Below are 22579 nucleotides of genomic sequence, written 5' to 3'. Positions count from 1 at the left end.
GGCGTTGACCAAACCCGTCATGGTCGTACCCGCACCGGAAGGTAATAGTCGTGTTCGCGGTCGCAGTCAACGGTGAAGGCGACCGCCCTCATCACGCCCTCGTCGTCGAATTCCAACCACCGCTGGGTGCGCTGACGCTCGAATTCGGTCCACGAGGCGACGGTGAACCTTTCGAGGAACGTATCCGGTTGTCCGACGCTGTGATAAAGCCGCCAAGTGTGGCCGCCCGTTCGCAGCCTCGATCGTCGGACGGCGCGTATCGCCTCGACGAATTCCTCGAGCCGGTCAGTGGGCACTCGGTAACGAACGGTGACGAGAACCGGCCCGTCGTTAGGGCACGGTTCGAACACCAACGTCGGTGTCGGCCATGCTGTGGACACGTCGACCTTCAGCTTCCCGGTCGACGGCCGCAACGGAAGCACGGCGGCGCTCAGAGCAACCGCACCCAGCATCACCGCGGAACCCAGCAGCGCCGTGCGCAGATCCGTCCGCGTGGCTATCGCGCCCCAGGCATACGAGCCGAGGGCCTGAGAACCCGTTGCGACCAGTAGATAGAGGGCCAACCCGCGTGCCATGACCCATCGCGGCAACGAGAGCTGCGCGGCGGCGTTCAAGGTTGTCAACGTGATCAGCCACGCCATCCCGGACAACATCAGGAATGGCGTCGCCGCGGCGAACGGCAGCCAGATCACCGCAAGCGGCGCAAGGCCGTACGCGGCTGCCGACGCCCCCAGCAGAACGTTGTCGGAGATTCGCTCACGCAATCGCGCGGCAACGACGACGGCAAGGATGGCGCCCAACCCCATAGCCGCCAGCGCGACACCGTAGCCACTGGCCGTTAGATGCCACCTACGGGCGGCGGCCACCGGCAGCAACGCGAATACCGCCGAGGCGGGAAACAGGAACAGCGCCGCCCGCAACAGGATCCGGCGAATATTGGGACCGTTGCGAACGAATCGCAGGCCGGCGATCACGGCCTGGCCGAAGTGCTCTCGCTCGATTGGGCTGAGCTGTTTCGGTCGTTTCCAGGCCAACAGCACAGCGATTATTCCGGCGAACGAAAGGGCGTTGATTGCAAAGACCGCAGCAGGACCCGCCAAAGCCACGACAACGCCGCCGAGTGCCGGTCCAATCGCCCGGGCTGCATTTCCGGCGACGCTACCCAACGTCGCTGCGGCCGTGATCTGCTCACGCGGAACAATTTCGGGCTGAATCGCCTGCCAAGCCGGGGCGGTAAGGGCAGCCGCACAGCCAATGGCCGCGGTAAGCATCAGCAGCGACGCAGGGCTGAGCCGGCCGAGGAACGTCAGAACCGCCAGCGCCAGCGCGACAAGCACCGCATACGCGTTCAGAAGAATCAGCAGCCGGCGTCGGTCGAACAGATCGGCGAGCGCGCCGGCAAACAATCCGAAGACCAAGGTCGGTGCCAGAGTCGCAGTCTGGACAAGCGCCACGATGACGTCGCTGCTGTGCTTCTCGACCAAAAACCATTGAGCCGCCACAGTTTGCATCCACGTCCCGGTGTTGGAGCCCAGCTGTGCGATCAACAGACCGCGATAGACGTGGTTACGCAACGGCGCCCATGCCGACGGTGGCCCGTCGGCATGTCCGTCGCCGGAAATCACCGCAGAGCTGATAACCGGCCGCCCGCCTGTTCGGCGTACTTGCGACGCTGGGGCTGTCCGGCGCCGTGCACCACGGCAGCAACAAGAATGCCCGTCATCATCACGGGCAGCCGGACGGTGAGATCTGGCATAACCACGCCTTCCGCGTCGTGCCGAAAGTTGAAGTCTAGAGCAACTCCCCAGGTTCGGCGCGCGCCGAAATGACCGCACCCAATGTCGCGACATCCGGGAGTCGGGCTATCGCGCGATCGACAGCACGATGCCGTCCAGGATGTCGTGCTCGCTGACCGTGAGCTCGTCGATGCCGGCGCGGACGCGCAGCTCGCGCGCCAACTCCTCGACCACGATCGCACCGCCGCCGATGACGTCGGCACGCCCCTCATGCATAGGCCCCAAAGCGGCACGCTCGGATCGCGGCATGGCGATCAGCCGCTCGCACACCGCCAGGAGATCCCGGCCGGGAACGCGCGAAAGATGAATGGCCGCAGAGTCATACGCCGTCATGTTGTGAGCCAGCGCCGAAAGCGTCGTCATCGTCCCGGCCAGCCCAACCCAGGTTCGCGCCCCCTCGACGGGCACCACGCGCAGCGCGACACCGAGCCGCTCGCGCACCACCGCCCTGGCCGCCGCCACCTCGTCGGCTGTCGGCGGATCCGAGTGCAGGCAGCGCTCTGTCAGCCGTACGCAACCGATGTCGGCCGAGTGACTGGCCACCATGTAATCCCCGCCCAGCACGATCTCGGTAGAGCCACCGCCCAAGTCGACGACGACGAAAGGCCCTGCGGCAGGATCCAATTCACCGACGGCGCCGCGGAACGACAGCGCGGCCTCCTCGGCGCCGGTGATCACCTCCGCCACCGCGCCGGGCAGCACCGCGCCAAGCACCTCGGCCGTCATCGCAAAGAAGACATCACGATTGGCGACGTCGCGCGCCGCCGACGTGGCCACCATCCGCACCCGCTCGACGCCGTGCCGCTTCAGCAGCGCGACGTAATCGGCCAGTGCGTCCCGCGTCCGGGCGATCGCCTCCGGCGCGAACTCGCCCGTCGCATCCACACCCTGGCCCAGCCGCACGATCCGCGTCTCCCGGTGCACGTCGCGCAGCCGGCCGTCGCGAACGTCGGCGATGAGCAACCGGATCGAATTAGTTCCGCAGTCGATTCCGGCGAACCTGCTCACCATTGCCCTGCCACCAGGACGCCGGCCATCGCCGGCTCGGGCGCCAGGATCGCCAGCGCCTCGTCACCGAGCGGGTTGCACCCCGGCCCCTTGGCCAGCGAGTGCGCGATCAGCACGTGCAGACATTTGACCCGGTCCGGCATCCCGCCACCGGAAAACGTCGTCCCCAGGGGCTCGATCGCATCCCGTTCGGCCAAGTACGATTCGTGCGCCCGCCGATACGCCGCCGCTAACTCGGGATCATGGCTCAACCGCTCGGACATCTCGCGCATCAACCCGGTCGTCTCCAGCCTGCTCGCGGCCGCGGTCAACACCGGATGTGTCAGGTAGTACAACGTCGGAAACGGAGTTCCGTCAGGAAGTTTCGGTGCGGTCTTCACGACGCCGGGCTCGCCGCTGGGGCAGCGGTAGGCGATCTCGAGCACGCCGCGGGGCTCACGCCCGAGCTGACGTGCCACGGCCTCGAGGTCCGCACGATCAACCACCGGGCGCCATGGGATTCGGGGTGGGACCGGGTTCGGCGGGGGGCACATTGGCCGGCGGCAGGTGCGGAGCATCGGCGATGGTGTGCCACAGCGACGTGTACCAGGGATCGGTGCTGGCCGGCTTCGCCGCCTGGCCTCCCGGCTCGCTAGGGGCCGCCGTCGGCGGAAGCTGAACCTGGAACGGAATATCGCCCGGCTTCACGAAGCCCAGCCGCTCGCGGGCCTGCGCCGCGATGTAGGCCGGGTCGCCGAGTTTGGCCTTCCGCTGCTCGAGGTCGGCGATCTGGCGGCGCAGCGCGGCTTCGCTTGCCGTCAACTGGTTCATCTCGGTGCGCTGCGCGAAGTACGTGCGCACCGGGCCGGCGATGGTCAACGTGAGCACGCAGACGACCGCCGCCAGCACCGCCGCCCGCCGCGCGGTGAAACCCAGCCGTTGCTCCGACCGCTGTTCGACCGATTCCGCGGCCTGCCGCTTGATGGGCTCGACGACATGCTCGAAAACCGATCGGGGGCTGGCCTGCTTGGCGGTGGCGGACGGCTTGGAAGAGGGCTTTGCCGTCCGACGCCGCCGAACCGGATCACCGGCCTTCCCCGGACGCGATGCCGGGGAGCGCCGTTTCGGATCCGGCTTGGCGGACAACCTATTTGGCCTCCGGCGCGTAGCGCGGGAACGCCAGATCACCGGCGTAGCGGGCGGCGTCGCCCAGCGCCTCCTCGATTCGCAGCAGCTGGTTGTATTTGGCCACCCGCTCGCTGCGGGCCGGCGCGCCGGTCTTGATCTGGCCGCTGCCGACCGCCACCGCCAGGTCGGCGATCGTGGTGTCTTCCGTCTCGCCGCTGCGGTGGCTCATCATCGTGCGGTACCCGCTGTGGTGGGCGAGCGCGACGGCGTCGAGAGTCTCGGTCAGCGTGCCGATCTGATTCACCTTGACCAGCAACGCGTTTGCGACACCCTTCTCGATGCCTTCCTCGAGGCGTTCGGGATTGGTGACGAAGATGTCGTCGCCGACGATCTGCACACGGTCACCGATAGACGTCGTCAGGGCCGCCCAGCCCTCCCAATCATCCTCGGAGAGCGGGTCTTCGATGGACACCAGCGGGTAGGAGCCGAGCAGCCCGGCGTAGAACTCCGCCATCTGCTCGGCGGTGCGGGTGCTGCCCTCGAAGGCGTATCCGGTTCCGTCGGTGTAGAACTCCGTGGCCGCCGCGTCCAGGGCCAGGGCGACGTCGACGCCCAGCTTGAACCCGGCCGACTCGATGGCGCTGCCGATCAGGTCCAGCGCCGCGGTGGTGCCGGCCACGTCGGGCGCGAAGCCGCCCTCGTCCCCCAGGCCGGTGCTCAGACCCTGCTTCTTCAGCACCGACTTGAGCGAGTGGTACACCTCGGCGCCCCAGCGCAGCGCCTCACTGAAGCTGGGGGCGCCGATCGGGGCCACCATGAATTCCTGAATGTCGACGGCGGTGTCTGCGTGCGCGCCGCCGTTGAGGATGTTCATCATCGGCACCGGCAGGATGTGCGCGTTCGGCCCGCCGATGTAGCGGAACAGCGGGAGCTCGGCGGAATCCGCGGCGGCCTTGGCCACCGCCAGCGACACACCCAGGATCGCGTTGCCGCCCAGCCGGGACTTGTCGGGGGTGCCGTCGAGGTCGACCAGCGCCTGATCCACCAGCCGCTGATCGTCGGCGTTGAGCCCGATCACCGCCGGGCCGATCTCGTCGAGCACGGCCTCCACGGCCTTTCGCACGCCCTTGCCGCCGTACCGTTCACCGCCGTCGCGCAACTCGACGGCCTCGTGCTCGCCGGTCGACGCCCCGGAGGGCACCGCCGCGCGGGCAAACGTCCCGTCGATCAGGGCGATCTCGACCTCGACCGTCGGGTTACCGCGGGAATCGAGGATCTCGCGGGCCCCGACCTGCTCGATAATCGGCACTGAGTTTCTCCTTGCGTGTTCTAGCTGGCGCCGTCAGCGATACATCCTGCTACAGCGGGTGACCCGCCGCATAAGCGGTCGCCCAGTCGCGGACCGCCCGCGCGTAGACGCCCGAGTTGTTGTAGGCCCGCAGTGCGGTGATCCAGCCGCGCGGAGTCCCCAGATCTTTGCCCCGCCAACACAGGTAACCCGCCGCCGCGAGGGCCGCATCGTCGATGTTGTCGGGGCTGACACGCCCGTCGTTATGGGCGTCGACGCCGTACAACCGCCAGGTCTCCGGGATGAACTGCATCGGCCCCATGGCCCGCACCACCCCGTCGTCATCGGTCACTTGTTCCTCGCTGTCGACTATGCGCAGAGTGCCCCCGCTGCCGTCCAGGCGGACACCGCGAATCGGCGGGCTCACATCCCCGTTGGGCGCCAGGCGCGCGCCGCGGTAGGTGCCGTGATGGCTTTCGACCTGCCCGATGCCCGCCAACGTGGTCCACGCGATATGGCACTTGGGGTTCTCGACCTCGGCGACCCGGGCCGCGTACGCGTACGCCTCCAGCGCGATCACTGGAATCTCGAGCGTCGCCGACCGCTGCTCGGCCCAGGCCCGAAGCTGGTCGGCGGGGCGTCCGCTGGCGTGGGTGTCCACCGGCGGCACCGGGGCCCCCGCGGGCGGCGGGACACCCTCCGGAATGAAGAGGCTGAGCTGCCACGTGCAGCTGGAGGCCATCAGCATCGCGGTCGCGCCGATCACGGCAGCCGCGCGCAACCAACGCCTCGGCGACACCATGCTGGTTAAAGCTCCCTCAACTCCCCTGCACAAACTTCCGCAACCATCGTCCCATGTGTTCCGGTCTTGCCCGGCCGCGTCGGGGGCCCGGCGCAGGATTTTGGTTAATTATCGGTTAGCCCCAAGCAGCTTTCGCGGTCACGCGTCGTCGGCCGCGGCATCCACCGCGGCCGCCTCGGGCACCCCGTCCGACGGCCAGTGCTCCCGCCACTCGTCCTCGGTGACCTCCCCGAGGGGTGCCACGTCGAACTCATCGGGGACGTCGCCGCCCCGGCGCGTCGCGGCGATCGCCCGTTCGACCTCCCGGACGGTGTCCACGAACTCCAGAACCGCCGAGCGCAGCGCGCCTTCCGCGTCGCCGCCGGCCGACACCGATATCGAGGTGATTTCGGCGGGTATGAGATCGGCGGGCAGGCCGGCCTTCTCGGCACGCTGAATCACTTTCTGCGCCAGCGCCAATGCGGGCTGCCCGGTATGCACGTCGTCCATCACCGATTTCCGGGGCTTTTCGGCGGCCTTGCGCTCTTCCCATTGCGCCAACTGCTCTTCCAGCGAAATGGTCTGGCCCGCAAGCACACCCGGAACCCGATTGCCCAGCTTGCGCATCAGCGTGACGGCAACGTCGTCGATGGTGAACGGAAGCTGCGGCGCATCCTCGGCGATGCGCGCGTGAAAGAGCACCTGCAACAACACGTCGCCGAGTTCTTCGCGCAACTGGTCGGCGCTGCCGCTGCGCACCGCGTCCAACAGTTCGTAAGTCTCCTCGAGCAGGAACCTGCGCAGCGAGTCGTGGGTTTGCTCGCTCTCCCAGGGCCCCGCGGTGCGCAGCTTGTCCATCATCGCCACGGCGTCGACCAGTCGTTCGCCGCGCGGGGTGTCCGGCGCCGAGATCAGCCGGGCACCGGCCGCGAGGCGCGCCGTGACGGCGGGATGATCGGGGTCGGACGAGAGAAGCACCGGCGCCGGATCATCGGGGTCCCCGGCATGCACCGGACGGGCCGCGGGCAGCGACCACGGCACCGCGACGGGCATCTCCTCGGTGTACTGCACCTCCCCGCTGAGATGTTCTATCGCTTCCACGGGGACCAGCGATGGGCGGCGAGGGTCGAACAAGACGACGATCATGTGCGCCGCTCCTCTCCCCCGCAAGCGGGTGGGGGTACCCCCGGCCGCGCAGCGGCGAGGGGGCGTGCCCCCACATCGCTCCGCTCTGCATCGTCGCCGGCGCGGATCATCGCGCTTGTCGCTCCTCACTGGACATCGCTGCAGGTGACGCACTCGTTATATCAATGTCCGTCTGGGGTTTTCCTTGCAGCGCCGTCACCAGATTGGCCACCATCTGCACCAGCTCGACGTCGCGGATGCGCGCCGCCCCGACACCGCCCGCCCGCGGGATGGGAACCTGCACGGTCGAGGTGGTGGCGCGGTAGCTCGCCGACGGATACATCCGCTTGAGCCGCACCTGGGCCGAATCCGGCAGCGTCATCGGCGACAGCCGCACGGTGGCCGCCGACGGCGCGGACACCTCGGTGATGCCCGCGGCGCGGCACAGCAGCCGCAACCGCGCGACCGCCACCAGGCGCAGGGCCGGTTCGGGCAGCGCGCCGTAGCGGTCGACGAGTTCGTCGACCACGGCGTCGACGGCCGCGTCGTCGGAAGCCGCCGCCAGCCGTCGGTACGCCTCCAGCCGCAGCCGGTCGCTGGCGATGTAGTCAGGCGGGAGGTGCGCGTCCACCGGCAGGTCGATCCGCACGTCCTTGGGCTCCTCGGCGGTGGTCACCGTCTGGCCGTCGGCGGCCGCGCGGTAGGCCTCCACGGCCTCGCCCACCAGCCGCACGTACAGGTCGAACCCGACCCCGGCGACGTGCCCGGACTGCTCGACGCCCAGCACGTTGCCGGCGCCGCGGATCTCGAGGTCCTTGAGCGCGACCGCCATGCCCGCGCCCAGCTCGTTGTTCTGCGCGATGGTCGCCAGCCGGTCGTAGGCCGTCTCGGTCAGCGGCGCGTGCTGCGGGTACAGGAAGTAGGCGTACCCGCGCTCGCGGCTGCGGCCCACCCGGCCGCGCAGCTGGTGCAGCTGCGACAGCCCGAAGGTGTCGGCGCGCTCGACGATCAGGGTGTTGGCGTTGGAGATGTCCAGCCCGGTCTCGACGATCGTGGTGCAGACCAGGATGTCGTATTCGCGGTTCCAGAACCCCTGCACGGTGCGTTCCAGCCGGTCCTCGGGCATCTGTCCGTGCGCGACGACCACGCGCGCCTCGGGGACCAGCTCGCGAACATGTGCCGCGGCGCGGTCGATCGAGCTGACCCGGTTGTGCACGTAGAACGCCTGCCCGTCGCGCAGCAGCTCGCGCCGCAGGGCGGCCGCGACCTGCTTGTCGTCGTGCGGGCCGACGTAGGTCAGCACGGGATACCGCTCTTCGGGCGGCGTCAGGATGGTCGACATCTCGCGGATCCCGGCCAGGCTCATCTCCAGCGTGCGCGGGATGGGGGTGGCGCTCATGGTCAGCACGTCGACGTGGGTGCGCAGGCTCTTGATGTGCTCCTTGTGCTCGACGCCGAACCGCTGCTCCTCGTCGACGACGACCAGCCCCAGGTCTTTCCAGCGCACCCCGGTCTGCAGCAGCCGGTGCGTGCCGATCACGACGTCGACCGAGCCGTCGGCCAGGCCCTCGATCACGGCGCGGGACTCGGCGTTGTCGGTGAACCGCGAGAGCCCCTTGACGGTCACCGGGAAGCCGGCCATCCGGTCGGTGAACGTCTGCAGGTGCTGGTCGGCCAGCAGCGTGGTGGGCACCAGCACCGCGACCTGCTTGCCGTCCTGGACCGCCTTGAACGCCGCGCGCACCGCGATCTCGGTCTTGCCGTAGCCGACGTCACCGCAGATCACCCGGTCCATCGGGATCGGCTTTTCCATGTCGGCCTTGACCTCGGTGATGGCGGTGAGCTGGTCGACGGTCTCGGTGAAGCCGAACGCGTCCTCCATCTCGGCCTGCCACGGGGTGTCGGGCGCGAACGCGTGGCCGGGGCTGGCCTGGCGTTTGGCGTAGAGCGCGACGAGCTCGCCGGCGATCTCGCGCACCGCGCGGCGGGCCTTGGTCTTGGTGTTGGCCCAGTCGCTGCCGCCAAGCTTGGAAAGTGCCGGCGCCTGCCCCCCGACGTAGCGGGAGAGCTGGTCCAGGGAGTCCATCGGGACGTACAGCTTGTCCGAGCCGCCGCCCCGCTTGCTCGACGCGTACTCGAGCACCAGGTACTCGCGGCGCGCGCCGCCGACCGTGCGTTCGGTCATCTCGACGAACCGCCCGATGCCGTGCTGGTCGTGCACCACCAGGTCACCGGCCGTCAGCGCCAGCGGGTCGACGGTGTTGCGCCGCTTGGCCGCCAGCCGCTTGCCCTCGACGGCGGTGGTTCGGCTACCGGTCAGGTCGGTCTCGGTGATGACGACCAGGTTGGCGCCCGGAATGACGACACCGTCGTGCAGCGGACCCTTGAGCACGCTGACGATTCCGGGCTTGAGCGTGGTGTCCGCCGCGTGGGGTTCCAGCATGGCGGCGGGGGTGTCGGAGTCGGCGAGCCGCTCGACGACCCGGTGCGCGGTACCGGCGCCCGGCGCGACGACGGCGGCGTAGCCGCCGGTCGAGACGTGCGCGCGCAGCATCGCGAAGATGCCGTCGATGTCCTGCTGGTGCCCGCGGGCCGAGGGCGCCGCCCGAACGTCCAGCTCGACTGCCGACTCGTCGGACAACTGGCTCAACGTCCACCACGGGTGACCGGAATTCGCCGCCGCGGCGTGCACGTCGTCCAGCTCGGCGAACCCCGATCCCCCGAATTGCGCCACGTCGACGGGCGCGTCGGTGCCGAGGGCGGCGACCGACCAGGAGGCCTCGAGGAATTCGCTGCCCGTCTTGATCAGGTCGGCGGCCCGGGTGCGAACCTTCTCGGGGTCGCACACCAACACCGGCGTGCCCTCGGCCAGCTGGTCGGTCAGCAGCACGTGTTCCCCGGGCCGCAGCACCGGCAACAGCGCCTCCATGCCGTCGACCGCGATCCCCTCGCCCAGCTTGGCCAGCATGTCGGTCACGCTGCCGGTGATGGCCGGCTCGGCCCCGGAATGCCGGGCGGCGAGCGCGGCGGCCCGTTCCCGCACCTCGTCGGTCAGCAGCAGCTCGCGGCAGGGCACCGCGATCACCGTCTCGACCTCGATCTCGGGGATCGAGCGCTGGTCGGCGACGGCGAACATCCGGATCTCGCTGACCTCGTCACCCCAGAACTCGATGCGCACCGGGTGCTCGGCGGTCGGCGGAAAGACGTCGAGGATGCCTCCGCGCACCGCGAACTCGCCCCGCCGGCCCACCATGTCGACCCGGGTGTAGGCCAGCTCCACCAGCCGGGCGACGACGTCTTCGAAGGCGATCTCCTCGCCGACTTCGAACGTGACCGGCTCGACCAGGCCCAGCTCCGGCGTCATCGGTTGCATCAGCGAGCGCACCGCGGTCACCACCACCTGCAGCGGCGGGCCCAACCGACCATCGTCGGGATGCGCCAGCCTGCGCAGCACCGTCAGCCGGGCGCCGACGGTGTCGACGCCCGGCGACAACCGCTCGTGCGGCAGGGTCTCCCAGGACGGAAAGGCCGCGACGGCATCGCCGAAGACGCCGCGCAATTCAGCGGTCAGGTCGTCGGCCTCGCGACCCGTCGCGGTGACCACGAGCAAAGGCCCCAACCGCGCCAGCGCGCTGGCCACAAAAAGCCGTGCACTGGCTGGACCCACCAGGCGCAGCTCGGCCGGTCGCTCGGCCGCGCTTTCGATCAGTTGCTGGAAGGTCGGCGCGGTGAGCGCCAATTCAACGAGCCCCGCGATCGGGGGTTCTGGGCGAGCAGGCCCCGGTGCGGTCATGATGAATCCATTCTAGGGGCGCCAGGATTCGTCAATATTGAGCCCGGCGCCGTCAAGGGTTCGTAAGGAAGCCGCCCTTCGGCCCCGTGCCGGCCCACGTTGGATTCATGACATTGCTGGAGATCCTGCCGTCACTTGGTCACGCGGCCCCGCCGCGGTTCGATCCCGCGATCTGGCCCGTGACCGCCCACCCCGACGAGCAGGGCGGGCTCTGCGTCGGCGGGGTGCCCCTGGCGGACATCGCCGACGAGTTCGGCACGCCGGCCTACGTCATCGACGAGACCGACTTCCGGCGCCGGGCCCGCCGTTACCGCAAGGCGCTGCGCGGCGTCCAGGTGGTCTACGCGGGGAAGTCGCTGCTGACCACCGCGGTGGCCCGCTGGGCCCGCGAGGAGGGCCTCGGCATCGACGTCTGCTCGGCCGGTGAGCTGGCCGTCGCCCTTGCCGGTGGGGTGGATCCGGCCCGGATCGTCGTCCACGGCAACGCCAAGTCCCTCGATGAGCTGCGCGACGCGGTGGGCGCCGGCGTGGGGCGGGTCGTGCTGGATTCCTGCATGGAGATCGCCTACCTCGCCGGCCTGGCGCGCAGGCGTCAGCCGGTCCTCATCCGGGTGACGCCGGACATCGATACTCACGGGCACCGCGCGGTGGCGACCGGAATCAGCGACCAGAAGTTCGGCTTCACCCTCGCCGGAGACCACGCCGCAGAGGCGGTCAAACGCGTGCTGGCGCACCCGATCCTCGACCTGGTCGGCCTGCACTGCCACATCGGCTCGCAGGTTACCGCCCCGGCGCTATACGGCGAAGCGATTCACCGGCTGATCGCCGCGATGGCCGACATCCGGGCCCGCCACGGCGTCATCCTGACCGAACTCAACCTCGGCGGCGGGCACGCCATCCCCTACGTTCCCGGCGACCGCGAACTCGACCTCGACGCGCTGGCCCGTGTTATCGAGGACGCGCTGGACGAGGCCTGCGCCGCGGAGCATTTCCCCCGCCCCAGGGTGGTGGTGGAACCCGTCGACGGCGGCTAACTGTCCTGCAGCCTGGGGTCGGCCTCCAGGTGGGTCAGCCCGTTCCACATCAGGTTGACCAGGTGCGCCGCGACCACTTCCTTCTTCGGTTCCCGGGTGTCGAGCCACCACTGCGCCGTCATCGACACCGAGCCCACCAGCGCCTGCGCGTACAACGGCGCCAGCTCGGGATCCAGGCCGCGGCGGGCGAAGTCGCCGGCCAGGATTGAGCTGACCTGGTTGACGGCGTCGTTGAGCAGGCTGGAGTAGGTGCCCGAGCTGATGGCGGCCGGTGAGTCGCGGATCATGATGCGGAAGCCGTCGGTGCGCTCTTCGACGTACGTGAGCAGCGCCAGAGCGACCCGCTCGACCCGCACCCGGGACCGGTTGTTGGTCAGCGACGAGGTGATGCCGTCCAGCAGCGCCGACATCTCGCGGTCGACCACCACGGCGTACAGCCCCTCCTTGCCGCCGAAATGTTCGTAGACGACCGGCTTGGACACGTTGGCGCGCAACGCGATCTCCTCGATCGAGGTGCCCTCGTAACCGCGCTCGGCGAACAGCGAGCGTGCGATGCCGATGAGTTGTTGCCGGCGTTCGGTACCGGTCATCCTGGCGCGCGGGGCGCGTGCCTCTTTGTCCGGCTCCTTGTCGAGAACAGCCACGTCAATCAGCGTATAGCGTCACAGGCACCGAACCGCCCGTCTTTCCCTCGGCGCCGCGATCGGCCCGTCCACCGTCTAAAGTCTGTTGGTGGCGCGGGCCGATGGGCCTTGCGATCCGTCGTGGTGTAATCGGCAGCACCTCTGATTTTGGTTCAGATAGTTCAGGTTCGAGTCCTGGCGACGGAGCTTTGCTCCCTGGGTCGGGGGTGGGGCCTATGCACGAATTCGGCACGGTTCCCGTACGCAGGCCCCACGGTCGGCGAGTCGGACCGAAGTGGTCTTTGCGTCGACGTCAGGTGTGGTGACACGCTTGACGGCGTGTCGGCGTACAGACACGCACGCTCGCGTCGGAAGGAGAAGCGTGGCGTCTCGTGGTGATACCGCGGTCCTGGTGCTCGCGGCCGGGCCCGGCACCCGGATGCGGTCGGACACCCCCAAGGTGCTGCACACGATCGGCGGGCGCAGCATGTTGTCCCACCTCCTGCACGCGATAACCAAGGCCGCCCCGCAACACCTGGTCGTGGTCCTCGGCCACGACCACCAGCGCATCGCTCCGCTGGTCGCCGAATGGGCCGACGGCCTGGGCCGCGCCATCGAGGTCGCCCTGCAGGACCGGCCGCTGGGCACCGGCCACGCCGTTCTCTGCGGCCTGTCCGCGCTGCCCGAGGACTACGCCGGCGTCGTCGTCGTCACCTCCGGCGACACGCCGCTGCTGGACTCCGACACCCTGGCCGACCTGATCGCGACGCACAACGCCGGATCGGCCGCCGCGACGGTGCTCACCACGACACTCGACGACCCCACCGGCTACGGCCGCATCCTGCGCACCCAGGACAACGAGGTCACCGCGATCGTGGAACACGCCGACGCGACGCCTTTCCAGCGCGAGATCCGCGAGGTCAACGCCGGCGTCTACGCCTTCGACGTGCCCGCGTTGCGCTCCGCGCTGAGCCGGCTGAGCTCGAACAACGCCCAGCAGGAGCTGTACCTGACCGACGTCATCGCCATCCTGCGCGGCGACGGGCGGGCCATCGACGCCCAGCACGTCGACGACAGCGCGCTGGTGGCCGGCGTGAACAACCGCGTGCAGCTGGCGCAATTGGGCGCCGAACTCAACCGCCGGATCGTCGCCGCCCACCAGATGGCCGGGGTGACGGTGGTCGACCCGGCCACCACCTGGATCGACGTCGACGTCACGATCGGCCGCGACACCGTCATCCACCCGGGCACGCAGCTGCTGGGCCGCACCCAGCTTGGCGGCCACTGCGTCGTCGGCCCGGACACCACGCTCACCGACGTCACCGTCGGCGACGGCGCGTCGGTGGTGCGCACCCACGGCACGTCGTCGTCCATCGGCGCCGGCGCCACGGTCGGGCCCTTCACCTACCTGCGGCCGGGCACGGTGCTCGGCGATGACGGCAAGCTCGGCGCGTTCGTCGAGACCAAGAACTCCACGATCGGCACCGGCACCAAGGTTCCGCACCTGACCTACGTCGGTGACGCCGACATCGGCGACCACAGCAACATCGGAGCGTCCAGCGTCTTCGTCAACTACGACGGCACGTCCAAGGCCCGGACCACGATCGGCTCCCACGTGCGCACCGGGTCGGACACCATGTTCGTCGCCCCGGTCACGGTCGGCGACGGCGCGTACACCGGCGCGGGAACCGTGGTCCGCGACGACGTCCCGCCCGGCGCGCTCGCGGTGTCCGCCGGCCCGCAACGCAACATCGAGGGCTGGGTACAGCGCAAACGGCCGGGCAGCGCGGCGGCCGAAGCGGCCGAAAAGGCGACCGGGGCCGGCGAGCCCGAATAGACATTGTGATTTCGCTATCTGGTAACCCGGCCACATTTCCGTACCATTCGCTACGTACGATTGGCCATCCACTTTTGATCCGAACGGCGAGGGCAGTGCGTTGAGCCACGACTGGACCGACAATCGCAAAAACCTGATGCTCTTCTCCGGCCGTGCGCACCCGGAGTTGGCCGAGCAGGTCGCAAAGGAGCTCGACGTCCACGTCACCGCTCAGACGGCGCGGGAGTTCGCCAACGGCGAGATTTTCGTCCGGTTCGACGAGTCGGTCCGCGGGTGCGACGCGTTCGTCCTGCAGTCGGCCCCGGCGCCGGTGAACGACTGGCTGATGGAACAGCTGATCATGATCGACGCGCTCAAGCGGGGCAGCGCCAAGCGGATCACCGCCGTCATGCCGTTCTACCCGTACGCCCGGCAGGACAAGAAGCATCGCGGCCGCGAGCCGATCTCGGCGCGGCTGGTCGCCGATCTGCTCAAGACCGCCGGCGCCGACCGGATCGTGACCGTCGACCTGCACACCGACCAGATCCAGGGTTTCTTCGACGGGCCGGTCGACCACATGCGCGGGCAGAACCTGCTGACCGGGTACATCCGGGACAACTACCCGGACGGCAACATGGTCGTGGTCTCCCCCGATTCGGGGCGGGTGCGGATCGCCGAGAAGTGGGCCGACGCGCTGGGCGGAGTCCCGCTCGCCTTCATCCACAAGACCCGCGACCCGCGGGTGCCCAACCAGGTGGTGTCCAACCGCGTCGTCGGCGAGGTGCAGGGCAGGACATGTGTGCTGATCGACGACATGATCGACACCGGCGGCACGATCGCCGGCGCGGTCAAGTTGCTGCGCGACGAGGGCGCTGGTGACGTGATCATCGCGGCCACCCACGGCGTGCTGTCCGACCCGGCCGCCGAGCGGCTCGCCGCGTCCGGCGCCCGCGAGGTGATCGTCACCAACACGCTGCCGATCGGCGAGGAAAAGCGCTTCCCGCAGCTCACCGTCTTGTCCATCGCGCCGCTGCTGGCCAGCACCATTCGCGCCGTCTTCGAAAACGGCTCCGTCACGGGGCTGTTCGACGGAGACGCCTAGATGGCCGATACCGTCATCTACCACAATCCCCGCTGCAGCACGTCCCGCAAAACGCTGGACTTGTTGCGCGACAACGGGGTTGAGCCGACAATCGTCGAGTATTTGAAGAACCCGCCGGCGCGCGGCGAACTGGTGAAGATGATCGACGACGCCGGGATCGACGTGCGGACCGCGGTGCGCAAGCGTGAATCGCTGTACGCCGAACTCAATCTCGCCGATGCGACCGACGACCAGTTGCTCGACGCCATGGTCGAACACCCGATCCTGATCGAGCGGCCGTTCGTCGTCACACCGAAGGGCACCCGGCTGGCCCGGCCGGTCGACGCGGTCCGCGAGATTCTGTGAGACGTGGGTATGCGGCCGCGGCCATTGCGCTGACACTGTCCGCGGTGGCGTGCGGGCCGAAAACCCCTGACTACCAATCGATCTGGTCGACGACTCCGACCACCACGACCACGACGACGCGGGTTGAAAAGCCCGTGCCGCTGTCGCAGTATCTGCAGAACATCGGCGTCACCGGCCAACAGGTGGCGCCGGGCAACCTGCCCGACCTGACGGTCTCGATCCCGACGCCCCCGGGCTGGTCGGTGGCGAGCAATCCGCACATCTCGCCGGAGACCGTAATGCTCTCCAAGGGCAACAAGTACCCGACCGCCAGGCTGGTGGTGTTCAAGCTGAATGGCGATTTCGATCCGGCCCAGGTGATCCAGCACGGCAACGACGACGCCCAGCTGTTCGAGAATTTCAAGCAGCTCGACGCCTCGACGACGCCCTACAACGGCTTTCCCTCGTCGATGATCCAGGGCAGCTACGACTTGGACGGCACACGCCTGCACAGCTTCAACCGGATCGTCATCGCCACCGGGTCGCCGCCCGCCAAGCAGCGATACCTGGTTCAGCTCACCATCACCGGCCTGGCCAACGAGGCGGTCGCGCAGTCCACCGACATCGAGGCGATCATGCGGGGGTTCGTCGTCGCGGCGAAGTAGCGGCGGTTCACTAGGCTCACATCCATGACGAACTGGACCGCCGCAGACCTGCCCTCGTTCGCCGGGCGCACCGTGATCATCACCGGGGCCAACAGCGGGCTCGGCGCCGTGACCGCCCGCGAGCTGGCGCACCGGGGCGCTACGCTCGTCATGGCGGTTCGCGACGTTCGCAAGGGCGAGAAGGCCGCGCTGCAGATCCGGGGCACTCAGACCGGCCCGGTCGAGGTGCGCCCGCTCGACCTGCAGAACCTGTCGTCGGTGCGCGAATTCGCCGACGGCGTCGACGAGGTCGACGTGCTGATCAACAACGCGGGCATCATGGCGGCCCCCTACGCGCAGACCGTCGACGGCTTCGAAAGCCAGATCGGCACCAACCACCTCGGGCATTTCGCGCTCACCAACCTGTTGCTGCCCAAGCTCACCGATCGGGTGGTCACGGTGTCGTCGATGGCGCACTGGGCGGGTCGGATCAGCCTCGACGACCTGAATTGGAAGACGCGGCGGTACTCGCCCTGGCTGGCCTACAGCCAGTCCAAGCTCGCCAATCTGCTGTTCACCAGCGAACTGCAGCGGCGCCTGGATTCGTCCGGTTCGAAGCTGCGCGCGCTGGCCGCGCACCCCGGCTATTCGCACACCAATCTGCAAGGCGCCTCGGGCCGCAAGCTCGGCGACGCGATGATGTCGGCGGTCACCCGGGTGGTGGCCACCGACGCGGACTTCGGCGCGCGCCAGACGCTGTATGCGGCGTCGCAGGACCTGCCCGGCGATACGTTCGTCGGGCCGCGGTTCGGCCAGCTCGGCCGCACCCAACCGGTGGCGCGCAGCCGGCGGGCGCAGGACCCGGCAATGGCCCGGGCGCTCTGGGAGCTGTCCGAGCAGCTCACCGGCACCAAATTCCCGCTCTGAGCCCCTCCGACCGAACCCCACCGCCCCCACCAGCCTCGCCAGCCTCTCGCGCGGCCGGCCGGCGATGTGCCCACCTCCGAGCGACAACGCCCGCGCGCCGCGGGTTGTCGCTGCGAGGCGGGCATCTCGGCTATCGCCCCGGCCAGGTGGCGAAGTGACGCAAGTGACGCAGACCGCCGCAATTTCCGCTCCCAGGTGCGCATGCGTTAACCTGACCGGGCGTCACGGCGAGGGTGACTGGCCTGCCAGCACCGTTATCGACGGAGACCGACGAACTGTCGCGACCCTGGCCGTGCCCCCACACTGACGAGCACACAGGAGCGACACGATGGCCAAGTCCGCAGGCAACCAGCTCACCGCCACGGTGCGAACCGAGACCGGTAAGGGCGCGTCCCGCCGGGCCCGCCGCGAAGGCAAAATCCCCGCCGTCCTCTACGGGCACGGTTCCGACCCGCAGCACCTGGAGCTGCCCGGCCACGACTTCGCGGCCGTGCTGCGCCACGCGGGCACCAACGCCGTGCTGACCCTGGACATCGGCGGCAAGGAACAGCTGGCGCTGACCAAGGCGCTCGACATCCACCCGATCCGCCGCACCATCCAGCACGCCGACCTGCTGGTCGTGCGCCGCGGCGAGAAGGTCGTCGTCGAGGTGACCGTCGTCGTCGAGGGCGACGCCGTGCCGGGCACCCTGGTCACCCAGGACACCAACACCATCGAGATCGAGGCCGAGGCGCTGTCGATTCCCGAGCACGTCACCGTGTCGGTGCAGGACGCCGAACCGGGCACCCAGTTCACCGCCGGCCAGATCGCCCTGCCGCGGGGCGTCAACCTGATCTCCGACCCGGAGATGCTGGTGGTCAACGTGGTGGTCGCGCCGACGGCCGAGGACCTCGAGGAAGAGGGCGCGGGCGAGGTCGCCGAGCGCGAAGAGGCCCCCGCCGAAGAAGAGGCCGGCGAGGCCGAGGCCCCCGCGGACGAGTCCGAGTAGGCGGTTCGCAACGTGGCCGAGCCGTTGCTGGTGGTCGGCCTGGGCAACCCCGGAGACAACTACGCCCGCACCCGGCACAACCTCGGGTTCATGGTCGCCGACCTGCTCGCCGGCCGACTGGGGTCAAAGTTCAAGGTGCACAAGCGGTCCGGCGCCGAGGTGGTCAGCGGCCGGTTGGCCGGACATTCGGTCCTGGTCGCCAAGCCGCGCTGCTACATGAACGAGTCCGGCCGCCAGGTCGGGCCGTTGGCGAAGTTCTATTCGGTGGCGCCGGCCGACATCGTCGTCGTGCATGACGACCTCGACCTGGACTTCGGCCGCATCCGGCTGAAGATCGGCGGCGGCGAGGGCGGTCACAACGGCCTGCGCTCGGTGGCGGCCGCGTTGGGCACCAAGGAGTTTCAGCGCGTCCGCATCGGGATCGGCCGACCACCCGGTCGCAAAGACCCGGCGGCCTTCGTGTTGGAGAACTTCTCGGCGGCCGAGCGCGGCGAGGTGCCGACCATTTGCGAGCAGGCCGCGGACGCCACGGAGTTGCTCGTCGAGCTGGGGCTGGAGCCGGCGCAGAACCGCGTCCACGCCTGGTAAGCGCCTAAGTGACCAGCGTGGCGGAGTGGGACCGGCGCAGCTTGCCCGACGGTGTCTTCGGGATGGTGCCCGGCCCGAGCACCACCACGTTGCGCGGCCGCATGTCGACCTCGGACACCACCTCGCGCGCGACCTGGTGCTCGATGCGGCGCACCTCGGCCGGGTCCTGCCAGGCGTTGGACTCGACGGCGACGGCGAACGTCTCGCGGGAGTGGCCGGCGTCCAGGCGCACCGCGACCGCGCACCCGGGCCGCACCCCCTCGACGCGGCAGGCGGCCCGCTCGATGTCGGTGGGATAGATGTTGCGGCCGGCCATGATGATGACGTCCTTGACGCGGCCGCACACCACGACGTGGCCCTCCTCGGTCATGTAGCCGAGGTCGCCGGTGTCATACCAACCGTTCTCGTCCTGCGCCGGGATGAAGCCACCCATCGTCAGGTAGCCCGGCGTCAGCGACTCGCCGCGCAGCTCGATGACGCCGACGCCGCGGGCGGGCATCACGTCGCCGTTCTCGTCGATGATGCGCGCCTCCAGGTCCTGCAGCAGCGGGCCGAGCGTGGCCAGCCTGCGGGTGTTGCCCTTGGTGGCCGGCACCGCGCGGCGCAGGGCCGCGAGCAGGTCCGCGTCGACCTCGTCGACGACCAGGCCGGCGTTGCACTCCGAGAACGACACCGCCAGCGTGGTCTCGGCCATGCCGTACGCCGGCAGAATCGCCGAGGGGCTCAGGCCGAACGGCTTGCCCGCGTCCAGCAGGTCCTCCACGTCGGCGGGTTCGACCGGCTCTGCACCGGACAGCGCGAAGCGCAGGGTCGACAGGTCGAAGTCACCCGGCTTGGCGTTGCGGCGCAGCCGCTTGGCGAGCAGCGCGTAGGCGAAGTTGGGCGCCGCGGTCATGGTGCCCTTGTACTTGTCGATGAGCTTGGCCCACAGCAGCGTGTCGCGCAGGAAGTCCATCGGCGTGACCTTGACGAGCTCGGCGCCGAAGTACATCGGGATGGTCAGGAAGCCGACCATGCCCATGTCGTGGAAGCAGGGCAGCCAGCTGACCATGACGTCCTTGTTGACGTCGTATTGGGCACCGATGAACATCGCCTCGGCATTGGAGTAGATGTTGCGGTGGGTGATCTGGACGGCCTTCGGGGAGCCGGTGGAACCGGACGTCAGCTGCATCAGCGCCAGGTCGTCCTCGCCGACCTCGACGGGGTCGATCGGTTCCGACGCCAGCAGGTCGGCGACGGTGAGGACCTTGATGCCCTTCTCCTCGAGCACGGGGATGGCCACCAGGAAGGGCTCGGAGACGATGACGGCCTTGGCCTCGATCATGCCGATGACGTTCATCGTGTCTTCGGCCCACACGGCCAGGTCGGTGCGCGGGGTGGGCTGGTGCAGCATCGTCAGGCTGGCGCCGCGCATCCACAGCCCCTGGGCGGTCGGGGCGATTTCCACCGGGAAGCCGGCGAGGACACCGACGGCGTCGCCGAGGCCGATGCCGGCGGCGGCCAGGCCGCCCGCGATGCGGCGGGCGCGTTCGTGGACCTCGCCCCACGTGTGGCGGACCGGTTCGTGGGGTTCACCGGTGACCATGCCCGTCGTCACGGTGCGGGCATTGCGGTACATCTTCTCGGTAAACCTGCTCACACAAACCTCCTCGGTTCCGGCGCTTGCCCCAACGCCCGAGATTTCATATTCCGCCCACTCGGTAGCTCTTCGCAGCAGGCTCGCAAACACAGTCGGGCAGCGGTTAGGTCTCGAAACGGCGATGAGCCGGCAACCCCGCGTCCGGTCGCCCGATAAGCGCGGACCGGGCCCGAAAAACGCTCGTGGGCCCGAAGCACCAGTCGTCCGCCGGGGGCTCCGGCGGACGACGAAAATAAGTGATCTTGCTCAGCGCTACCCGTCACCGCGCATTATCTTAAACTCCTCTTAGGGAACAGCCCAAACGAATGCGCGTTTTGGGGTGATTTTCACACTTCGGTGGGGGCCGGAACCACGCGCGCCCCGGCCACCGGCCCGCTGGCGACCCGCACCGTGCGGCAGACGCCCGCCCCGGACACCTCGGTGCCCACGTCGACGGCCGAGGCCGCCGAGGAGCACAGGAACGCGCACGTCGGGCCCGAGCCGGACACGATGCCCGCCAGGGCGCCGGCCTGGACGCCCGCGCGCAACGTGCGGCGCAGCTTCGGGTTCAGGCTCACCGCGGCGGCCTGCATCTCGTTGCCCAGCAGCGACGCCAGCTGTTCCGGGTCGCCCGCGGCCAGGGCCGCCAGCACCGGGCCCGGCCCGGCGAGCCGGGGCGGGTCGCCCGCCCCCCGAAGGCGGTCGAGCTCGGCGAACACCGCGGGCGTGAGCAGCTCCCCGTCGGCGAACGCCAACACCCAGTGGAAGGTGTTGCGGGACAACACGGTGGCCAGCTCCTCGCCGCGGCCGGTGCCCAGCGCGGTGCCGCCGTGCAGCGCGAAGGGGACGTCGCTGCCCAACCGCGCGGCCAGCATGCGCAGGTCGCGACGCGGCACGTTGAGTTCCCACAGCGAGTTCATGGCGACCAGCACCGCCGCCGCGTCCGCGCTGCCGCCGGCCATGCCACCGGCCACGGGGATGGATTTGTCGATCATGATCGAGACGTCGGGCGCCCGGCCGACGTGTTCGGCCATCAGCTCGGCGGCCTGCCAGGCAAGGTTGCGTTCGTCGGTGGGCAGTTTGTCGGCACCCTCGCCGACGAGCTCGAGCGACAGCACGTCGGCGTTGCGGACGGTCACCTCGTCGAGCAGGGAGACGGCCTGAAAGACGGTTGTCAGCTCGTGGTAACCGTCCTCGCGGCGGTCGCCGACCTCGAGATAGAGGTTGACCTTCCCGGGCACCCGAACGGTGACCGACCCGGTCGGCACCCACTGTGCGGCGGTATTGCCGTCAGACGCGGACACCGGAGCAGACTATCGCTGCCACCGGCCGACCACATGCAGCGGCACCGACGGCGCCGCGGTCAGCCCGGCGAGGTCTGCTGTTGCGTCGCGGTGTCGGTTGGTTCGTTCGATCTGCGCAACAGCCGGACGAAGTCGTCGATGGACAGGGTCTCGCCGCGGCGCGCCGGGTCGATGCTGGCGGCCAACAGGCGACTCGCCGACTCGTTCCCCGAGCCGGCCCACTCGACGAACGCGTTGCGGGCCGTCTTGCGCCGCTGCGCGAACGCGATGTCCACCAGTCCGAAGACCTGACGGCGGAAGGCCTCGTCGGTGGGCCACTGCGGGGTGGCGTAGCGGTCGATGCGCACGAGCCCGGAATACACGCGGGGAATCGGCCAGAAGACCGTCGGCGACACCATGCCGCACCGCCGAACCGACCCGAAGTAGCGGACCTTGACGCTGGGCACGCCGTAGTCCTTGCCGCCCGGCTCGGCGGCGAGGCGTTCGGCGACCTCCGCCTGCACCATGACAGTCACCGTCTGAATGGAGGGGAATTCGGCGAGCAGGTGCAGCAGCGCGGGCACCGCGACGTTGTAGGGCAGGTTGGCGACGACCGCGTTGGGTTGCGCGGCCAACTCGTCCCGGCGAAGGGTCAAGACGTCGCGGTTGAGCACGGTGAGCCGCTGCAATTCGCTGTGCGAGTGTTCGGCGACGGTCTGCGGCAGCCGATCGGC

At 69.2% G+C, this 22579-nt stretch carries 20 protein-coding genes, 1 tRNA gene and 1 pseudogene; 9 read left to right on the top strand and 13 right to left on the bottom strand.

What is annotated here, in order from left to right:
• Nucleotides 1–17 precede the first annotated feature (17 nt).
• From A5704_RS17740 to mfd, 9 genes are all read right to left on the bottom strand, one after another.
• Complete coding sequence (locus A5704_RS17740; protein WP_067890181.1) at nucleotides 18–1625, bottom strand: MFS transporter; 1608 nt, start codon at nucleotides 1623–1625, stop codon at nucleotides 18–20.
• On the bottom strand, nucleotides 1622–1756 hold the full coding sequence (locus tag A5704_RS29565; RefSeq protein ID WP_255369099.1) for a hypothetical protein: 135 nt from the start codon (nucleotides 1754–1756) through the stop codon (nucleotides 1622–1624). Before A5704_RS29565 ends, A5704_RS17740 begins: the two co-directional genes overlap by 4 nt.
• A 106-nt stretch (nucleotides 1757–1862) precedes the next feature.
• Nucleotides 1863–2807, bottom strand: a complete 945-nt coding sequence (locus A5704_RS17735; RefSeq protein ID WP_067759542.1) for a Ppx/GppA phosphatase family protein — start codon at nucleotides 2805–2807, stop codon at nucleotides 1863–1865.
• Nucleotides 2801–3289 (bottom strand): DUF501 domain-containing protein, encoded by a 489-nt coding sequence (locus A5704_RS17730; protein ID WP_067759537.1) that lies wholly within the window; start codon nucleotides 3287–3289, stop codon nucleotides 2801–2803. The genes A5704_RS17735 and A5704_RS17730 overlap by 7 nt, the downstream gene beginning before the upstream one ends.
• On the bottom strand, nucleotides 3282–3929 hold the full coding sequence (locus A5704_RS17725) for a septum formation initiator family protein (protein WP_067890179.1): 648 nt from the start codon (nucleotides 3927–3929) through the stop codon (nucleotides 3282–3284). The genes A5704_RS17730 and A5704_RS17725 overlap by 8 nt, the downstream gene beginning before the upstream one ends.
• 1 nt (nucleotide 3930) lies before the next feature.
• Nucleotides 3931–5220, bottom strand: a complete 1290-nt coding sequence (eno, locus tag A5704_RS17720; RefSeq protein WP_067759528.1) for a phosphopyruvate hydratase — start codon at nucleotides 5218–5220, stop codon at nucleotides 3931–3933.
• Between the two features lie 49 nt (nucleotides 5221–5269).
• On the bottom strand, nucleotides 5270–5998 hold the full coding sequence (locus A5704_RS17715; RefSeq protein WP_156670230.1) for a lytic transglycosylase domain-containing protein: 729 nt from the start codon (nucleotides 5996–5998) through the stop codon (nucleotides 5270–5272).
• A gap of 141 nt (nucleotides 5999–6139) precedes the next feature.
• On the bottom strand, nucleotides 6140–7126 hold the full coding sequence (locus A5704_RS17710) for a nucleoside triphosphate pyrophosphohydrolase (protein WP_067759522.1): 987 nt from the start codon (nucleotides 7124–7126) through the stop codon (nucleotides 6140–6142).
• Between the two features lie 106 nt (nucleotides 7127–7232).
• The gene (mfd, locus tag A5704_RS17705; RefSeq protein ID WP_067890177.1) at nucleotides 7233–10898 is read right to left on the bottom strand and encodes a transcription-repair coupling factor; all 3666 of its coding nucleotides are present in this window, start codon (nucleotides 10896–10898) and stop codon (nucleotides 7233–7235) included.
• A gap of 107 nt (nucleotides 10899–11005) precedes the next feature.
• Here mfd and A5704_RS17700 point away from each other — a divergent pair.
• A pseudogene (locus A5704_RS17700) lies at nucleotides 11006–11917 on the top strand (diaminopimelate decarboxylase); the annotation flags it as partial.
• Nucleotides 11918–11928: 11 nt separating this feature from the next.
• Here the strand turns inward: A5704_RS17700 and A5704_RS17695 are convergent.
• Complete coding sequence (locus A5704_RS17695) at nucleotides 11929–12522, bottom strand: TetR/AcrR family transcriptional regulator (protein WP_156670229.1); 594 nt, start codon at nucleotides 12520–12522, stop codon at nucleotides 11929–11931.
• Between the two features lie 168 nt (nucleotides 12523–12690).
• Here A5704_RS17695 and A5704_RS17690 point away from each other — a divergent pair.
• From A5704_RS17690 to pth, 8 genes are all read left to right on the top strand, one after another.
• A tRNA-Gln gene (locus A5704_RS17690) sits at nucleotides 12691–12762 on the top strand.
• A gap of 175 nt (nucleotides 12763–12937) precedes the next feature.
• On the top strand, nucleotides 12938–14392 hold the full coding sequence (glmU, locus tag A5704_RS17685; RefSeq protein ID WP_067890174.1) for a bifunctional UDP-N-acetylglucosamine diphosphorylase/glucosamine-1-phosphate N-acetyltransferase GlmU: 1455 nt from the start codon (nucleotides 12938–12940) through the stop codon (nucleotides 14390–14392).
• Between the two features lie 100 nt (nucleotides 14393–14492).
• A complete protein-coding gene (locus A5704_RS17680) occupies nucleotides 14493–15473 on the top strand; it encodes a ribose-phosphate diphosphokinase (RefSeq protein ID WP_067759508.1) in 981 nt (326 codons plus the stop codon).
• Nucleotides 15474–15818 carry an arsenate reductase (glutaredoxin) gene (arsC, locus tag A5704_RS17675; protein WP_067890169.1) on the top strand — a complete coding sequence of 115 codons (345 nt, stop codon included), beginning with the start codon at nucleotides 15474–15476 and terminating at the stop codon, nucleotides 15816–15818.
• Nucleotides 15815–16462 (top strand): LpqN/LpqT family lipoprotein, encoded by a 648-nt coding sequence (locus A5704_RS17670; protein WP_067759488.1) that lies wholly within the window; start codon nucleotides 15815–15817, stop codon nucleotides 16460–16462. The genes arsC and A5704_RS17670 overlap by 4 nt, the downstream gene beginning before the upstream one ends.
• Nucleotides 16463–16486: 24 nt before the next feature.
• Nucleotides 16487–17368 carry an oxidoreductase gene (locus A5704_RS17665; RefSeq protein WP_067890167.1) on the top strand — a complete coding sequence of 294 codons (882 nt, stop codon included), beginning with the start codon at nucleotides 16487–16489 and terminating at the stop codon, nucleotides 17366–17368.
• Nucleotides 17369–17696: 328 nt separating this feature from the next.
• Entirely contained in the window at nucleotides 17697–18356 is a 660-nt protein-coding gene (locus A5704_RS17660) for a 50S ribosomal protein L25/general stress protein Ctc (protein WP_067781044.1), read from the top strand.
• A 12-nt stretch (nucleotides 18357–18368) separates the two neighbouring features.
• Complete coding sequence (pth, locus tag A5704_RS17655) at nucleotides 18369–18944, top strand: aminoacyl-tRNA hydrolase (RefSeq protein WP_067759473.1); 576 nt, start codon at nucleotides 18369–18371, stop codon at nucleotides 18942–18944.
• A gap of 4 nt (nucleotides 18945–18948) precedes the next feature.
• On the opposite strand, the gene A5704_RS17650 is transcribed toward pth, so the two are convergent.
• The 3 genes from A5704_RS17650 to rsmA form a co-directional block, all read right to left on the bottom strand.
• Nucleotides 18949–20583 carry a fatty acyl-AMP ligase gene (locus A5704_RS17650; RefSeq protein ID WP_067781041.1) on the bottom strand — a complete coding sequence of 545 codons (1635 nt, stop codon included), beginning with the start codon at nucleotides 20581–20583 and terminating at the stop codon, nucleotides 18949–18951.
• Nucleotides 20584–20909: 326 nt separating this feature from the next.
• Nucleotides 20910–21866 carry a 4-(cytidine 5'-diphospho)-2-C-methyl-D-erythritol kinase gene (locus A5704_RS17645; RefSeq protein WP_067759458.1) on the bottom strand — a complete coding sequence of 319 codons (957 nt, stop codon included), beginning with the start codon at nucleotides 21864–21866 and terminating at the stop codon, nucleotides 20910–20912.
• A 59-nt stretch (nucleotides 21867–21925) separates the two neighbouring features.
• Nucleotides 21926–22579: 16S rRNA (adenine(1518)-N(6)/adenine(1519)-N(6))-dimethyltransferase RsmA (gene rsmA / locus A5704_RS17640; RefSeq protein WP_067890166.1), on the bottom strand; the 654-nt coding region annotated here is incomplete at its 5' end.

Origin of the sequence: Mycobacterium sp. E735 (genome assembly GCF_001666955.1) — a bacterium.
Taxonomy (GTDB): domain Bacteria; phylum Actinomycetota; class Actinomycetes; order Mycobacteriales; family Mycobacteriaceae; genus Mycobacterium.
This window is presented reverse-complemented; position numbering and strand designations above follow the sequence as displayed.

What these genes read in the sequence shown, in the direction of transcription:
- A5704_RS29565 (WP_255369099.1), bottom strand. Translation starts at nt 1,756, where the DNA reads ATGCCAGATCTCACCGTCCGGCTGCCCGTGATGATGACGGGCATTCTT.
- mfd (WP_067890177.1), bottom strand. Translation starts at nt 10,898, where the DNA reads ATGACCGCACCGGGGCCTGCTCGCCCAGAACCCCCGATCGCGGGGCTC.
- A5704_RS17695 (WP_156670229.1), bottom strand. Translation starts at nt 12,522, where the DNA reads ATGACCGGTACCGAACGCCGGCAACAACTCATCGGCATCGCACGCTCG.
- A5704_RS17660 (WP_067781044.1), top strand. Translation starts at nt 17,697, where the DNA reads ATGGCCAAGTCCGCAGGCAACCAGCTCACCGCCACGGTGCGAACCGAG.
- A5704_RS17665 (WP_067890167.1), top strand. Translation starts at nt 16,487, where the DNA reads ATGACGAACTGGACCGCCGCAGACCTGCCCTCGTTCGCCGGGCGCACC.
- A5704_RS17710 (WP_067759522.1), bottom strand. Translation starts at nt 7,126, where the DNA reads ATGATCGTCGTCTTGTTCGACCCTCGCCGCCCATCGCTGGTCCCCGTG.
- arsC (WP_067890169.1), top strand. Translation starts at nt 15,474, where the DNA reads ATGGCCGATACCGTCATCTACCACAATCCCCGCTGCAGCACGTCCCGC.
- A5704_RS17735 (WP_067759542.1), bottom strand. Translation starts at nt 2,807, where the DNA reads ATGGTGAGCAGGTTCGCCGGAATCGACTGCGGAACTAATTCGATCCGG.